14 protein-coding genes are annotated in these 16187 nt (G+C 58.8%); 10 read left to right on the top strand and 4 right to left on the bottom strand.

What is annotated here, in order from left to right:
- The first annotated feature begins 109 nt into the window (after nt 1-109).
- The 7 genes from xdhA to ACR0ID_RS10050 all read left to right on the top strand — a co-directional run bounded on the left by xdhA (nt 110) and on the right by ACR0ID_RS10050 (nt 9494).
- Nucleotides 110-1471, top strand: coding sequence for a xanthine dehydrogenase small subunit (gene xdhA, locus ACR0ID_RS10080; protein ID WP_480519208.1), 1362 nt, complete (start codon nt 110-112; stop codon nt 1469-1471).
- Entirely contained in the window at nt 1468-3870 is a 2403-nt protein-coding gene (xdhB, locus tag ACR0ID_RS10075; protein ID WP_480605163.1) for a xanthine dehydrogenase molybdopterin binding subunit, read from the top strand. The genes xdhA and xdhB overlap by 4 nt, the downstream gene beginning before the upstream one ends.
- Nucleotides 3870-4805 (top strand): xanthine dehydrogenase accessory protein XdhC, encoded by a 936-nt coding sequence (gene xdhC, locus ACR0ID_RS10070; protein WP_480605161.1) that lies wholly within the window; start codon nt 3870-3872, stop codon nt 4803-4805. The genes xdhB and xdhC overlap by 1 nt, the downstream gene beginning before the upstream one ends.
- On the top strand, nt 4802-6319 hold the full coding sequence (locus tag ACR0ID_RS10065) for an ABC transporter ATP-binding protein (RefSeq protein ID WP_480496423.1): 1518 nt from the start codon (nt 4802-4804) through the stop codon (nt 6317-6319). Before xdhC ends, ACR0ID_RS10065 begins: the two co-directional genes overlap by 4 nt.
- A gap of 63 nt (nt 6320-6382) precedes the next feature.
- Nucleotides 6383-7465: an ABC transporter permease gene (locus ACR0ID_RS10060; protein ID WP_480605159.1), complete on the top strand. Its 1083-nt coding sequence runs from the start codon at nt 6383-6385 to the stop codon at nt 7463-7465.
- A 2-nt stretch (nt 7466-7467) separates the two neighbouring features.
- Nucleotides 7468-8388, top strand: coding sequence for an ABC transporter permease (locus tag ACR0ID_RS10055; protein ID WP_209598075.1), 921 nt, complete (start codon nt 7468-7470; stop codon nt 8386-8388).
- A 32-nt stretch (nt 8389-8420) separates the two neighbouring features.
- Complete coding sequence (locus ACR0ID_RS10050) at nt 8421-9494, top strand: BMP family ABC transporter substrate-binding protein (protein WP_480475376.1); 1074 nt, start codon at nt 8421-8423, stop codon at nt 9492-9494.
- Nucleotides 9495-9613: 119 nt separating this feature from the next.
- Here the strand turns inward: ACR0ID_RS10050 and ACR0ID_RS10045 are convergent, their stop codons facing one another.
- Genes ACR0ID_RS10045 through ACR0ID_RS10035 form a run of 3 tightly spaced genes read right to left on the bottom strand, consistent with a single transcriptional unit; the run spans nt 9614 to nt 11672 of the window.
- A complete protein-coding gene (locus ACR0ID_RS10045) occupies nt 9614-10411 on the bottom strand; it encodes a metal ABC transporter permease (RefSeq protein ID WP_480605157.1) in 798 nt (265 codons plus the stop codon).
- The gene (locus tag ACR0ID_RS10040) at nt 10411-11157 is read right to left on the bottom strand and encodes a metal ABC transporter ATP-binding protein (RefSeq protein ID WP_480605155.1); all 747 of its coding nucleotides are present in this window, start codon (nt 11155-11157) and stop codon (nt 10411-10413) included. The genes ACR0ID_RS10045 and ACR0ID_RS10040 overlap by 1 nt, the downstream gene beginning before the upstream one ends.
- Before the next feature lie 2 nt (nt 11158-11159).
- Complete coding sequence (locus ACR0ID_RS10035; RefSeq protein ID WP_480605153.1) at nt 11160-11672, bottom strand: Fur family transcriptional regulator; 513 nt, start codon at nt 11670-11672, stop codon at nt 11160-11162.
- A gap of 57 nt (nt 11673-11729) precedes the next feature.
- Here ACR0ID_RS10035 and ACR0ID_RS10030 point away from each other — a divergent pair, with 57 nt between their 5' ends.
- The 3 genes from ACR0ID_RS10030 to ACR0ID_RS10020 all read left to right on the top strand — a co-directional run bounded on the left by ACR0ID_RS10030 (nt 11730) and on the right by ACR0ID_RS10020 (nt 14900).
- Complete coding sequence (locus tag ACR0ID_RS10030; protein ID WP_480605151.1) at nt 11730-12701, top strand: zinc ABC transporter substrate-binding protein; 972 nt, start codon at nt 11730-11732, stop codon at nt 12699-12701.
- Nucleotides 12702-12852: 151 nt separating this feature from the next.
- Nucleotides 12853-14256, top strand: a complete 1404-nt coding sequence (locus tag ACR0ID_RS10025) for a sensor histidine kinase (RefSeq protein WP_480605149.1) — start codon at nt 12853-12855, stop codon at nt 14254-14256.
- Nucleotides 14253-14900 carry a response regulator gene (locus ACR0ID_RS10020; RefSeq protein ID WP_480475364.1) on the top strand — a complete coding sequence of 216 codons (648 nt, stop codon included), beginning with the start codon at nt 14253-14255 and terminating at the stop codon, nt 14898-14900. Before ACR0ID_RS10025 ends, ACR0ID_RS10020 begins: the two co-directional genes overlap by 4 nt.
- Nucleotides 14901-14973: 73 nt before the next feature.
- Here ACR0ID_RS10020 and ACR0ID_RS10015 read toward each other — a convergent pair whose 3' ends face one another.
- Nucleotides 14974-15726 carry a hypothetical protein gene (locus ACR0ID_RS10015; protein ID WP_480605147.1) on the bottom strand — a complete coding sequence of 251 codons (753 nt, stop codon included), beginning with the start codon at nt 15724-15726 and terminating at the stop codon, nt 14974-14976.
- Nucleotides 15727-16187: the final 461 nt, after the last annotated feature.

The raw sequence follows: 16187 nt of genomic DNA, 5'->3' as shown, positions 1-16187 counted from the left end.
ATGCTGTTTCTAACATCCATTTGCAAGCTATCCGCCCGCCACTCTTTCTACGTCGCATCGAAGGAGGGCACCACCAAGGCGCAACCGGGTAAGGCGACGGGTTTCTCGAATGGACATCACGTTTCTTCTGAATGGAGAGACAGTGGAGCTGACGGATATCAATCCGACAGCCACTCTGCTGGATTGGCTGCGTGAAGATCGTGGCCTGACCGGCACCAAAGAAGGCTGCAACGAAGGCGATTGCGGTGCCTGCACTGTCATGGTGACGGATGCGGGTGGCGCAAAGGCCCTGAACTCGTGCATCCTTTTCTTGCCGCAGCTGCATGGCAAGGCGGTTCGAACCGTCGAAGGCGCCAGCGGCCCCGATGGCGAGGTCCATCCGGTTCAGCAGGCCATGGTTGACTTGCACGGGTCGCAATGCGGCTTTTGCACACCCGGTTTTGTCATGTCGATGGTGGCTGGTCACACCAATGGCGCGACGGATCACGACACACAGCTTGCCGGTAATCTGTGCCGTTGCACAGGTTATGCACCCATTATTCGCGCAGCCGAAGCGGCCGAGAAGCATCCCGTGCCTGTCTGGGTCAAGGACAAGCCTGTCGCAACACCCGCCGCTTCACCCATGCTGCCGGGCTCGTCCGACGCGCTGGCTGCTGTGTATGCCGAGAACCCAAATGCCACTTTGGTCGCGGGCGCAACTGATGTTGGGCTTTGGGTGACCAAGCAACTGCGCGATCTTGATCCGGTGATCTTCCTGAACAGCTGTGACGATCTGAAAGAGATCACGATCACCGACGAAGATATTCGGTTCGGTGCCATGGTCGATATGAACCGCATGGGCGAAGCCTTGGCGGACATTCACCCATCGTATGCTGAAATGATCCGGCGCTATGCCAGTGTTCAGGTCCGTCACGCGGCCACTGTGGGTGGCAACATCGCCAATGGCTCACCAATCGGAGACAACCCGCCCGCGCTGATCGCATTGGGTGCGACGCTGCACCTGCGCAAAGGTGATGAACGCCGGTCAGTCCTGCTGGAAGACTTCTTCATCGATTACGGGAAACAGGACCGCGCGCCGGGTGAGTTTGTCGAAGCCGTCAGCTTCCCGCGTCAGGCGGACCGGCTGAAATGCTACAAGCTGAGCAAACGGTTCGATCAGGATATCTCGGCTGTGTGCGGATGTTTCAACATTACCATTTCGGACGGACGTGTGGCGGCTGCGCGCATCGCGTTTGGCGGTATGGCTGGCATTCCGAAACGGGCAACCCATGTCGAGGCCGCGTTGATCGGCAAGCCATGGACGCGCGAGACGATTGACGCCGCTCTGCCCGCTTTTGCCGACGATTATTCACCGCTTACCGATATGCGCGCCTCGGCCACGTACAGGCTTGAGACCGCCAAAGCGATGCTGGAACGGTACTTCCTTGAGGATCAGGGCCAAGTGACCAACGTGCTGGAGGTATCGGCATGAGCGTAACCAAACCCCTTCCCCACGACGCGGCACCGCTGCACGTATCCGGTTCCGCCCGATATGTGGACGACATCCCGACGCCAAAGGGCACTTTGCATCTGGCCTTTGGCCTGAGCCCGATCGCCAAGGGCACGATTACCGCGATGGACCTGTCTGCCGTGAAAGCAGCAGCCGGGGTCGTCAAGGTCATGACGGCACAGGACCTGCCTTTTGCCAACGATGTTTCGCCCTCGATCCACGATGAACCGTTGCTGTCCGACGGGACGGTTCACTATATCGGCCAGCCTGTTTTCCTTGTGGTTGCCACCAGCCATCTGGCCGCCCGCAAGGCGGTTCGGTTGGGCAAGATCGACTATGCAGAGGACACACCGATCCTGACGGTGGAAGAAGCTCTGGCAGCAGACAGCCGATTTGAAGACGGGCCCCGTATCTATGCCAAGGGCGACGCGGACGCCGCGATTGAAAGCGCCGCCCACGTCATCGACGGAACATTCGAGATCGGCGGTCAGGAGCATTTCTATCTGGAAGGTCAGGCTGCGCTTGCCGTGCCGAATGAAGGCGGCGACATGCTGGTCCACAGCTCGACCCAGCACCCGACCGAGATACAGCACAAGGTGGCGGACGCTCTGGGCCTGCCAATGCATGCGATCCGCGTCGAAACCCGGCGCATGGGTGGCGGATTCGGTGGCAAGGAAAGCCAGGGGAATGCGCTGGCCGTCGCCTGCGCAGTGGCGGCGCGGGCAACCGGCAAAGCCTGCAAGATGCGCTATGACCGCGATGATGACATGATCATCACCGGCAAACGCCACGCCTTCCGGATTTCCTATCGCGCGGGATTTGACGAACAGGGTCACATTCAGGGCGTGTCCTTTCTGCAATACGCGATCTGCGGCTGGGCGCAGGACTTGTCCCTGCCCGTCGCCGACCGTGCGATGCTGCATTCGGACAATGCCTACCTGCTGCCCAATGCCCGGATTGAAAGCCATCGGTTGAAGACCAACACGCAGTCAGCCACCGCCTATCGCGGGTTTGGTGGCCCGCAGGGGATGGTTGCCATCGAACGGGTGATGGACCACGCCGCGCATGAACTTGGGCTGGACCCGGTGGAATTGCGCCGCCGCAACTATTACGAGCCCGCGCATAAAGTTGCCGAAGTCCAACCCCACGAAAAACCGCTGGGTCATCCCGACCCGCACGAAGACCTGACCAGCCGTGGCGCGGTGGAAACAGGGACGGCCCCGGTCCGCCCCCTGCCCGCTGGCGGCAACACGACGCCCTACGGAATGGAGGTCAGCGATTTCGAACTGCATGGCATGACCGAAGCGCTGATGAAGTCCAGCAACTATGCCGCGCGCAAAGCGGCCATCGAGAAATGGAACGCCGAAAACAGCGTGATCAAGAAGGGCATCGCCTTTTCTCCGGTCAAGTTCGGAATTTCCTTCACGCTGACCCATCTGAACCAGGCCGGTGCGCTGGTGCATGTGTATCAGGATGGTTCGGTCCACCTGAATCATGGCGGCACCGAGATGGGTCAGGGCCTGTTCCAGAAGGTCGCGCAAGTGGCCGCGTCACGTTTCGGCATCCCGCTTGAGATGGTCAAGATCACCGCCACGGATACAGCCAAAGTGCCGAATACGTCAGCCACGGCAGCGTCTTCAGGCAGCGATCTGAACGGCATGGCGGTGAAAGCGGCTTGCGATACGATCCGCGACCGGATGGCCGATTATCTGGCTGAACGGCATCAGGCCGACCCCTCCGCGGTCACTTTCACGGATGGCCACGTTTCGGTTGGTGAAGAACGGTACACGTTCGCCGAAGCTGCCGCACTGGCCTATCAGGGTCGCATAAGCCTGTCGGCCACTGGCTTTTATAAAACGCCCAAGATTGAATGGGACCGGATCGCGGGGCGCGGTCGCCCGTTTTACTACTTCGCCTATGGCGCTTCGGTCACCGAGGTCGCTGTGGACACGTTGACGGGCGAGAACCGCATTCTGCGCACAGATATCCTGCATGACGCGGGCGCTTCGCTGAACCCGGCGCTGGATGTCGGACAGGTCGAAGGCGGTTACGTGCAGGGCGCGGGCTGGCTGACGACCGAGGAACTGGTCTGGGACGGCAAGGGCAACCTGCGCACACATGCGCCCTCGACCTACAAGATCCCGGCCTGTTCCGACCGGCCCGACATTTTCAACGTCGCACTTTGGGATGGCGAGAACCGAGAGGACACCATCTATCGCTCGAAAGCCGTGGGGGAACCCCCGTTCATGCTGGGAATATCGGCCTGGCTGGCGCTTTCGAATGCGGTGGCAGCCTGCGGGGACACCTATCCGGCACTCAACGCGCCCGCCACCGCCGAAGAGGTCTGGCGCGGCGTCCAGAGGATGAAGGGAGATATCTGATGGGATTTGACCTAGAGGCTTTGAGGGAGGCGGTCAAAACCCACGGCAAAGTGGTTCGGGTGGTCATCGCCGGGATCAAAGGGTCGTCTCCACGCGAAGTTGGTGCCGCCATGCTGGTCTGGGGCGGCGGGCAAAGCGGCACAATTGGTGGCGGAACACTGGAATACCAGGCGGCAAATGCCGCACGGTTGCAAACCACGCCAACCCGCCTGACGCATCATGCACTTGGACCCGAGTTGGGGCAATGCTGCGGCGGTGCCGTGTCGTTGCTGAGCGAGGTCTACGACGCAAACACTGTCAATGATCTGGACGATACGGTCATCGCGCGCCCGGCCACGGGTGACGAGATGCCCCTGTCGGTCAAGCGAATGCTGGCGACGGCGCGCGGACAGGGGATTGCGCCAGAACCGCAGCTGATCGATGGCTGGATGGTTGAACCTGTTCACAAGCCGACACGCAATCTGTGGATCTGGGGCGCGGGCCATGTCGGCCGTGCGCTAGTGGATGTGCTGTCCCCGCTTCCCAATCTTGCGATCACCTGGGTGGACACCAGCCGTCAGCGCTTTCCGGCCACTGTGCCAGCGGGCGTGACAATTGTTCCGGCCATAAAACCGGCCGAGCTGATCCGCCATGCCCCATCCGACGCCGAACATCTTGTGCTGACATACTCGCATAGCCTTGACTTTGAACTGTGCAACAGACTGCTTTTGCACGATTTTGGCTTTGCGGGGCTGATCGGCTCGGCTACGAAATGGGCGCGATTCCGGTCGCGGTTGGCCGCTCTTGGGCATCCGCCTGAACGGATAAGCCGGATCACCTGCCCGATCGGTGACCCGTCGATGGGGAAGCATCCACATATGATCGCCGTGGGCGTCGCTGCACAATTGCTGCGCCCGGCCCTGCAAAACGAGTTGAAGAAGGACCTGAGCGCGTGACCATTCCACTTTTGAGCTTGCAAGGGCTGACCAAAGCCTACCCCGGTGTTGTGGCCAATGATCAGGTGTCCTTTGACATCGGTGAAGGCGAAGTGCACGCGCTGCTGGGGGAAAACGGCGCGGGGAAATCCACGCTGGTGAAAATGATCTATGGGCTTGTAAAGCCGGACAGCGGCACCATGAAGCTGCGCGGCAATCCGTTTGCGCCGCCCGAACCGCGCGCGGCCCGTGCCGATGGGATCGCGATGGTGTTCCAGCATTTTTCGCTGTTTGACGCGCTGAACGTGGCCGAGAATATCGCGCTGGGGATGGAGAATCCGCCCCCGATGGGGGATCTGGCATCGCGCATTCGCGAAGTCTCGGAAACCTATGGTCTGCCGCTGGACCCGTTTCGCACGGTTGGCGATCTGTCCGCAGGCGAACGCCAGCGGGTCGAGATCATTCGCTGCCTGTTGCAGGACCCCAAACTGCTGATCATGGACGAACCGACCTCGGTTCTGACCCCGCAAGAGGTCAATATCCTGTTTGAGACGCTGAACAAGCTACGCTCCGAGGGAACCTCGATCCTTTATATCTCGCATAAACTGGAGGAGATCCGAACGCTGTGCGACCATGCCACGATCCTGCGTCTGGGCAAGAACGTGGGCGAATGTGTTCCCGCTGAAACCTCGGCGCGCGACATGGCCGAGATGATGGTCGGGTCGACGTTGCAGACGCCTGAACGCTCGGGCCGGGAACTAGGTGAGGTCGCGCTGGATGTCAGCGGGCTGTCAGTCCCCTCGCCTTCGGAATTCGGCACCGCATTGCGCAATGTGCACATGACGGTCCGCAAGGGCGAGGTTCTGGGCGTCGGCGGTGTTGCCGGAAACGGGCAGGATGAATTGCTGGGCGTGCTGTCCGGGGAAATCCTGACATCGGCGGATGCGATCAAGTTCAACGGTCAGGCAATCGGCAAGCTCGGCCCGACAGCGCGCCGCAAGCTGGGCGTTCTGACCGCGCCCGAGGAACGGCTCGGCCACGCGGCGGCGCCCGACATGAGCCTGACCGAAAACGCTTTGCTGACCGGATCTGTGCGGGAAGGGCTTGAGAAAAACGGCTTCTTGAAATGGTCCGAAACCCGGAGTTTTGCCGAAAAGATCATCGAAGCCTTCGACGTACGTACGCCCGGGCCCGAAAACGCAGCGCGGTCTTTGTCCGGCGGCAATCTGCAGAAATTCGTGATTGGACGCGAAGTGCTGCAAAACCCTGATGTGTTGGTGGTAAACCAGCCAACCTGGGGGGTGGATGCCGCGGCGGCCGCGTCGATTCGGCAAGCCATACTCGATCTTGCGGCGAAAGGCACAGCGGTGGTCTGCATCTCGCAGGATCTGGATGAGCTGATGGAAATCTCGGACAGTTTTGCGGCCTTAAACGAAGGTCGGCTGAGCGCACCGCGCCCGACCACCGGCCTGACCGTGGATGAGATTGGCCTGATGATGGGCGGTGCCCATGGCATGGAGGTGGCACATGTGTGATCTGCTGAGCCGCCTTCGGCGAGAGTATTTGCAAAAAGATGAAACATCTGGGGGGATGAGCAGATGATTGTATTGGAGAAACGGCCACAGCCGTCCAGGGCCTGGTCTTATGCGACCCCCCTTGTGGCGGTGCTGGCGACAATGGTGTTTGGCGGGTTGCTGTTTGCCATATTGGGGAAAAACCCGGTCGAAGCCATCGGTACCATCTTCTGGGAGCCGCTTTTTGGCGAGTTCGCATTCTATTACCGCCCTCAATTGCTGGTCAAGGGCGCCCCGCTTGTGTTGATCGCTATCGGATTGTCGCTGGGATTTCGGGCCGGTATCTGGAATATCGGGGCCGAAGGGCAATACATCATGGGCGCCATATTCGGCGCGGGCGCAGGTCTGGCCTTCTATCCGCTTAATGCCTGGTACATCTTCCCGATTATGGTGGTCGCAGGCGCATTTGGCGGGTGGCTGTGGGCAACGATCCCGGCTTTGCTGAAAGTGCGTTTCGGCACCAACGAAATCCTCGTGTCGCTGATGCTGGTCTACGTGGCCGAACAGATGCTGGCCTCGGTCTCGCTGGGTTTGCTCAAGAACCCCGAAGGGTTCGGCTTTCCCGGCTCGCGCAACCTGCAATCCTATGAAAGCGCGCACAATGCCGAGCTGATTGCCGGTTCCGGGATGCATTGGGGTGTTGTCGCGGCCTTCATCGCGGTGATCTTTGCCTATGTTTTGCTGAACCGTCACATGCTGGGGTTCCATATCCGTCTGACGGGTGAGGCCCCCCGCGCCGCAAAGTTTGCAGGTGTGAATCCAGCGCGGCTGATCCTGTTCTGCCTTGGAATTTCGGGCGCTTTGGCCGGGTTGGCCGGGATGTTCGAGGTGTCCGGCCCGTCCGGTCAGATCAGCATCGATTTCAATGTGGGTTATGGCTTTACAGCGATCATCGTCGCCTTTCTGGGCCGACTGCATCCGGTGGGTATTCTTTTGGCCGGGGGCCTGATGGCGCTGACCTATATTGGCGGTGAAATCGCACAATCGCAGCTGGGCCTGCCTGCCGCAGCCATTCAGGTGTTTCAGGGAATGCTGCTGTTTTTCCTGCTGGCCTTCGATCTTCTGACAAACTTCCGCATCCGTGCGGCTCGTAGCGAGGTGGCGTGATCATGGATCTTGGTCAAATCAATCCCGTTCTTCTGGTTGCTTCGCTTATGGTGGCCGCAACCCCCCTTCTGCTGGCCGCGATCGGAGAGCTTGTCGTGGAAAAGGCAGGCGTTCTGAACCTTGGTGTCGAGGGCATGATGATCGTTGGCGCGATCAGCGGTTTTGCGATCTCGGTCGAAACCGGATCGCCCTGGCTGGGCTTTGTTGCTGCCGCCATTGGCGGGGCCGTGCTGTCGCTGCTGTTCGTCTTGCTGACACAGTTTGCGTTGGCCAACCAGGTTGCCAGCGGCCTTGCGCTGACCCTGTTTGGCCTGGGGTTCAGCGCCCTGATGGGGCAAAGCTATGTGGGCGTCAAACCACCCAGCATGGGCGATATCCACATCCCCTTGATCAGCGATATTCCGGTCATCGGCCCGATCCTGTTTCGGCACGATCCCATCCTGTATCTGGGCATTGCGCTGACCGCTGTGGTCTGGGCCGTCCTGAAGTACACCCGCGTCGGGTTGATCCTGCGGGCGGTTGGTGAAAACCACGATGCCGCCCATGCGCTTGGCTACAAGGTCATCAAAATCCGTATCATGGCGATCCTGTTTGGCGGGGCCTGCGCGGGCCTGGGTGGAGCTTACATCAGTCTGATACGTGTGCCGCAATGGACCGAGGGCATGACCGCAGGTGTCGGCTGGATCGCACTGGCGCTGGTGGTGTTTGCCAGCTGGAAACCCTGGCGGGTCCTGCTGGGTGCATATTTGTTCGGCGGCATCACCGTCTTGCAGCTTAATTTGCAGGCAGCGGGCGTTGCCATTCCCGTGGAGTATCTGGCAATGTCACCCTATCTTATCACGATCCTTGTGCTTGTGATCCTTTCGGCCGACAAGAGCAGCGCACCTGCCTCACTGGGCCGGACCTTCCATGCCTCACACTAGGGGCCAACTGAACCAACTTGGGGAGTAACTACATGAAATTAAAATCGCTTCTGACAACTGCCGCGATAGCGCTTGGTCTTGCGACCGGTGCAGTGGCACAAGACAAAACCAAGGTCGGTTTTGTTTATGTCGGCCCTGTCGGCGACGGCGGCTGGACCTATGAACACAACAAAGGCCGTTTGGCGATCGAAGAAGAGTTCGGCGACAAGGTCGAGACTGTATTCGTTGAATCGGTGCCCGAAGGCCCCGACGCCGAGCGCGTGATGACCCAGATGGCGCTGGAAGGCGCGGATCTGATCTTTACCACCTCGTTCGGCTATATGGATCCAACCATCAATGTGGCCAAGAAATTCCCGAACGTGAAGTTCGAGCACGCGACCGGCTACAAGACCGCCGACAACGTCTCGGTCTATTCAGCGCGTTTCTACGAAGGCCGCGCGGTTCAGGGGCATATCGCGGGTAGAATGACCGAATCGAACATCATCGGCTATATCGGGTCCTACCCGATCCCCGAGGTGATCCGCGGTATCAACTCGGCCTATATCCACGCCAAGAAAGCGAACCCGGATGTCCAGTTCAAGATCGTCTGGGCCTATACATGGTTCGACCCGGCGAAAGAGGCTGACGCCGCATCGGTTCTGATCGAACAGGGCGCCGACGTGATCCTGCAGCACACCGACTCGACCGCACCGCAGGCCGCCGCACAAGAGGCGGGCAACGTGATCACCTTCGGTCAGGCTTCGGATATGAGCGAATACGCCCCCAAACCGCGTGTTTCCTCAATCATCGACAACTGGGGACCCTACTACATCGCGCGCACAAAGGCCGTGATGGACGGCACCTGGACCTCGTCCAACACCTGGGACGGTATCGGGCCGGGCATGGTAGAAATCGGTGAGATTTCGGATGCAGTTCCCGCGGACATCAAGGAAGAGGCACTGGCCCTGAAAGCCGCGCTGGCCGATGGCAGCTATCATGCCTTTACCGGACCGCTGAAAAAGCAGGACGGCAGCGACTGGCTGGCCGAGGGCGAAGTGGCCGACGACGGTACTCTGGCCGGTATGAACTTCTATGTCGAAGGGCTGGAAGGCGATATCCCGCAATAAACGGAGCGGATAGAAATGCATAAAGGCCCGCAGGATTGCGGGCCTTTTTTTTGGCGTTTTCGTTTCGGTCACATTACCGGATGCCCGGGATTCTACGGCCGCAAAGACCTACGGAACCTTTAGGCCATGTCCTGCGTTCGCCACCCGATCAGGCTGAGACACGCAAAAACGATCGCGGCAACGCAGACAATCGAGGGCCCTGCCGGAGTGTCGAATACATACGCAGCCCTTAGCCCTGTGATGGCCGAAAGCGCACCTATTCCCGCAGCAATCAGGGCCATGGATTCTGGTGACCGTGCCAGGTTTCGCGCAGCAGCCGCCGGAATGATCAGCATTGCGGCGATCAGCAACACGCCCACAACCTTGATCGCCACCGCTACGGTCACAGCAAGTGACAGGGTCAGGATCAGTTGTTCTCGCCTTGGATCGAAGCCGCTGGCATAGGCCAGTTCTTCGTTCAGTGTCGCGGTCAGAAGTTGCGACCAACGCCAGACAATCAGAGCCACGACAAGCGCCGCACCGCCCCAGATCACGACCAGATCCGAACGGGAGACCGCCAGAATATCCCCAAACAGATATGCCATCAGGTCAATCCGGACCCCGGACAGGAATGAAACTGCTACCAGCCCGAAGGCCAGCGCAGAATGCGCCAGAACCCCCAGCAGCGTGTCCATCGCATAACCGCGACCGGCCAAAAGCGAAACGGTCAGCGCCATGACCAAAGCGACAGCCAGCGCACCCGTGAAGATCGACATCTGAAACGTCAGGGATAGGGCCACGCCCAGAATTGCGGCATGTGCGGTTGCATCGCCGAAATACGCCATGCGACGCCATACGACAAAACACCCAAGGGGGGCCGCGGCAAACGCCACGCCAATACCGGCGAGCGTTGCCCGCATCATGAAATCATCCAGCATTATTCCGCCGCTTCCTGTGGGTTTGCATCATGGTCATGATCATGATGGTGATCATGTTCATGACGATAAAGGGCAAGCGCGCCACCTGTTCCGGTTCCGAACAAGGCCCGATATTCGGGCGCCGAGGCGACCACGGCCGGCGATCCTTCGCAACAGACATGCCCATTGAGGCATATCACCCGGTCCGACGCACTCATGACCACGTGCAGTTCGTGGCTGATCATCAGAATGGCGCATCCGGTCTCGCGCCGGACAGCCTCGATTTGCTGGTAAAAGCTGGCCGATCCCCGTTGGTCCAAACCCTGTGTCGCTTCGTCCAGCAACAATATGTCCGGGCGGTTGATCAAAGCTCTGGCCAGCAGCACCCGCTGGAACTGTCCGCCGGACAGCTGCGACATCTGGCGTTTCAACAGATCCGGCACACCCGCCGATTCAAGCGCCTCGACACATTGCCTGCGCGACACAGGATCGGTCAGACGCATGAACCTTTCGACGGAAATTGGCAAAGTCGGATCGACATGCAGCTTCTGCGGCACATAGCCGATTTTCAAACCGGACTTCAGTGACACCTGACCGGCAAAAGGCCGTGTCGCACCGATAATGGCACGCAGCAGGCTGGTCTTTCCTGATCCGTTCGGGCCAACGATGGTCACGATTTCACCCGGTTCAACGACCATATCCACATGATGCAGCACGGTATGCGCGCCATAGCGGACGCTGAGTTTCTCGACGGTGATCAGGGCCATCTTTATGCCTTTTCGGTGCAGTCAGGGCAGAGACCTTCAGCCTCTACAACCGTTCGCTCGATCTCGAAACCTGCCGCGCGCGCGGCAGCGCCAAGAACACCTTTGGAGGGGGCGGACTGCGCCTCGGCTACGGCATCACATTTTCGGCAGATCATGAAAGCAGGTGAATGCGCCGCGCCGGGATGAGAGCAGGCGACAAACGCGTTCAGCCGCTCGATCTTGTGGACAAAGCCGTTCTGTACAAGAAACTCCAGCGCCCGATAAGCGACCGGAGGCTGGGACCCGAATCCTTCTTCGCGCAACCGATCAAGGATTGCGTAGGCGCCAAGGGCGCGATGTTCCTGCAACAACATCTCAAGAACCTTGCGGCGAACCGGCGTCAGACGCAGCCCATCCTCTTTGCACCGGGCTTCGGCAGATGCCAGGGCCGTTGCGACACAGCTCTGGTGGTCATGTTCCTGAAACCCGACCGGGGCGTTGTCTTTGCCAGGTACTGGGTGCACATCACTTGTCATGTTATTTCATATCATGTATTGCCACTTGAAATGTTATAAAATCACACAGAGAGCTCTATGTCCAGAACGCTTCTTCTTCCATTGTCGATCACAGTTGCATTACTGGGTGGACCGGCCCGCGCAGATGCGCCAAACGTTGCCGCGGACATTGCCCCGGTTCATTCGCTGGTGGCCCGTGTAATGGAGGGTGTGGGAACACCTGCCCTGATCGTCGCACCAGGTGCCTCGCCCCATGAATACAATCTGCGCCCGTCCGAGGCAGCCGCGTTGCAAAACGCCGATCTGGTGTTCTGGGTAGGAGAAGACCTGACGCCATGGTTGGAAAGCGCGATAGAAACCCTTGCCCAAGGCGCGACTGCCACTGCCCTATTGGACGCAAAGGGCACAGAGCTTCTTGAGTTCCGGGAAGACACATTGTTTGAGGCGCATGATCACACGGACGATGCGGGTCACGAAGACCATGACGACCATGACGATCACGAAGGCCATGATGATCATAACGATCATGATTCTCATGACCCACATGCGTGGTTGTCGCCAACGAATGCCAAAGCCTGGCTGAACCTGATCGCAGATCAAATGTCGTCAGCGGATCCCGACAATGCCGCTGCGTATTTGGCAAACGCCGAAGCGGCGCGCGAAGAAATGACCGCGCTTTCCGCAGAAGTGGCAGGGTTGCTTGAGCCGGTTCGCGGCGGCAGCTTCATCGTGTTTCATGATGCTTATCAGTATTTCGAGGTCGCGTTTGGTTTCCCGGCATCAGGCGCAATTTCCCTGAGCGATGCGTCCGACCCAAGCCCCGCGCGTATTGCCGCCATTCAAGGTCGCATTCGCGCTGAAGGCATCAACTGCGTATTATCTGAACCACAGTTCAATCCGGGCATCGTCGAAACCGTATTGGACGGAACCTCGGCGCGATCCGGTGTGATCGATCCACTGGGCTCGGCTCTGGAACCGGGGCCGTCTCTGTACCCGCAAGTCATTCGTAACATGGCGCAAACCCTGTCGGAGTGTTTGAAAACCCGTTGAGCCGGGACTGGGATCGGGACGCGGGAACCTGCCGGGGTGCACCCAAAAGGGCCAAGTCCCGGCCCGCGCATCAGGTTTCGAACATAGGAGAAGCGCATCAGACCATGGTCTGTAGCGCGTCAAGCAATTGTCGTTCATAGTCGATTGCGAAATGAGACCCAAAATTACTGACCTGACAATTGGCAACTGGTCTTTGTCGCGCGTTTTTCTCGCGGCCAGCATAGTCGTCATGGGGACTGCTACGGTGTTTGTTGGTCACTGGGTGTCGAACCGGATCGAAAACGCGGTTGTACAGAACTCCGCCAACTCGGCCGCACTGTACATGGAAAGCATTCTGTCTCCTCTCAGCCAAGAGCTGGCGCATGGAGATCGACTGTCCGAACAGGCCAGCCGGGCGCTGGACGAGATTTTCATGACCCAGCCGATGCGCGAACGCATTGCCTCGTACAAGTTCTGGAAACAGGATGGCGAGATTGCCTACGCATCGGATTCCGCCATCATCGGTCACCGCTTCGAGCCGACAGACGACCTGAAACGCGCATGGTCTGGAGAAATCTCGGGTTCATTTGAAGAGTTGGACGACGAAGAAAGCGCGGCAGAGGCTGCGCTTGGCATTCCATTGCTGGAAGTCTACAGCCCTATTCGCGAAATCTGGTCAGGAAGAGTCATCGCGGTCGCCGAGTTCTATGAAAAGGCCGATCAGCTGGAACTGGACATGGCCAGAGCCAGAAGAACAAGCTGGTTGATCGTTGGCTCGGCCTTTGCGGCCAGCACGGTTGTTCTGTTTTCCATTGTCGCAATCGGCGACAACACCATTCGACGGCAGGGGCGCCTTCTGAACGACCGCCTTGCCGAAAGTGAAAAGATGGCCGCGCAGAATGCCATGCTGCGGTCGCGCGTCATTGATGCATCAGAAAGATATGCTGCGCAAACGGACAGGTTCCTTAGGAAACTCGGCGCGGAACTGCATGACGGTCCTGCCCAATACCTGTCGCTCGCTGCCCTTCGATTGGAGGCCGCATTCGGCGACAGGCCGGAGATGCCCACCGAGGCCGAAGAAATTCAGCAATCTTTGCAGAAGTCTTTGGCAGAAATTCGCGCCCTGTCACGGGGATTGTTCGCGCCAGACATCGAAAACCTGGCGCTCGTTGATGTGGTAAAAAGAGCTGTCGAGGACCACGCGGAACACAGCCCTTTTCGCCCCGGTATTTCCTTTCAGGGCAATCCGTCGCCTGATTTGTCAATCTCGGGCAAGTTGTGCGTTTTCCGGTTCCTGCAGGAAACGCTTTCCAATGCCGCAAGATATGCGCCCACGTCCCGATGCATTGTCACCTGCGACGTACATGATGATCGCATCACCGTTCAGGTCAGCGACGACGGCCCCGGGTTCGATCCGTCAGGCGAGACTGTGCTGCGAGACGACGGAGGCCAGGGCCTTGTCGGTTTGCGTGACCGGGTCGAAAGCATCGGTGGCCGGTTCGTAGTGACATCAACCCTGGGCAAGGGCACCACCGTTGCTATGACATTGTTTCCCAGAAAGATGAGTGCATCATGACAACATCTGTCGTTATCGCAGATGATCACCCGATTTTCCGGGACGGTTTGCACCGCACATTAGAAGAGGCTGACGGTTTCAAGGTTCTCGCCGCTGGATCAAATGCAGATGAGGCCGTTTCCCTTGTCCGAACCCATCAACCAGACATCGCCATCCTCGACCTGTCGATGCCCGGCGGCGGCATTAGCGCGACCCGTCGAATTGCTGAAATGGCGAACCCGCCTTTCATCGCGATATTGACGGTCTCTGAAAACAGCAGTGACGTCGCAGACGCTTTGGAGGCGGGTGCCATTGGCTATATCGTCAAGGGCGTGACAGCGCGCGAATTGACAGATTCGCTGCGCAGTATCGCCTCGGGCGAAGGATTCGTCTCGCCGGGTCTGGCGTCGCGCATGCTACTTCAGATCAATCGCGGAAGTGGGTCGCAGAAAGAAACTGACGCCATCGATGATCTTACCCATCGCGAGGAGGAGATTCTTCGGCGCGTCGCCAAAGGGCTGAGCAATCGGGAAATAGCCGATGAGTTGGGGATTCAAGAGAAAACCGTCAAGCATTACATGACGGCGATCCTGTCCAAGCTCCATGCGCGAAACCGGGTGGAGGCCGCTCTCATCGCGCATGAGGCCTGGAACAAGAAAGACTAGGGTCAGGCGCTCAAAGACCGGGGCGGTCTCTCAAGAAAAGAAACCGCCCCGCACAATGGTCAAAGTTCGTTGTTCAGTTGGCAATCGCCTGAAGTCTGCTGCGATCCGCCGCGGTTGCGGTTCTTTCAACAACGGTTCGGTTGAACGGGTCTTTCAGTTCGTAACGTCCGCCCTCGATCTCTTCTTTCCAGCCGTTTGCGTAACTAACTTCGATATTGTTGCCCTGAATTTCGATTTTTGCCGGGTTACTTCCAGCACCGCCGCTCTGCCCTGGCGAGCGCACACTATCGATTGAGATACCGTTTGCCAGTGACCGAAGGCGCGAAACGTCGGCACCTGTGGCCGGTCGTTCCTCGATGGTTCGGTTCTGCGCGTTTTTTCTTTCGTACCGACCGTTTTCGATCTCTTCTTTGGTGCCGTCATCATAGCGTACTTCGATGCCGCTCGCGCTTGTCTCGACCTTTGTTATTCCAGCCGATCCCGATGACTGCCCCCCAGACTGAGACCGGTCCTTCTTATCCCCGCCCCGGCCCGAGCGTGACGAGCCATCGTCATCGTCATCATCGTCATCATCGTCGTCGTGACCACCTTTACCTGATCCGGAATTGTCGTCGCTATCTCCGCCGCTGCCCGACCCGGAATTGCTGTCATGATCATCATCCCCGCCGTTGCCGTCACTCCCCTTCCCGCTTTTTGCAAACGCGTAAGCAGGTTCCAACCGCAGATGACCGTCTGCGTCATAGGTCGGCACATAGGGTGTCATCACAATCAGCGACGCCAGCGCTGCCGAGCTCAGAAGCTGACCAGTTCTTTTCCGGGTATTCATTATCGTCTCCAATCCTGTTCGAGGCGTTTTCCTGCATTGGAGGCAGGATATCCCAGTCCCGGCTTCGCTACATCGGGCTTAGGTCTGATGATTTTCCGGCCGAATGTCCGGACCGGAGAAACTAAGAATTACAATTCCCAAAACTCAACCTGATCCAACACTCCTATTTTGGCTTTGAGCAACGAGGGACCGCATGTTGGTGCCGACAGCACTGACGGTGGAGGCGGGTTGGTTTTCATGATGGGGTAAGAGTCGGCTTGAGGAAGCGTCAGAATGGGTGCGCTTTGATAGCTGATCTTTGCTCTCTGGCGTAGCATCGCTGTAGCATCTGCCGAGGATGCCCCACGCGCGGAAATCGCCCTGTTGGACGCTAGGGTCAGGATGCATTGATTTCCAACGCGCTGCGTGATTCACGGCTCGGAAAACGGAGCGGTGTCATGAGCGATCTTTACTGGCTGACC

This window comes from Ruegeria sp. AL2 (assembly GCF_056540845.1).
Note: the sequence above shows the minus strand (reverse complement) of the source record. Positions and strands in the feature narration are given on the sequence as shown.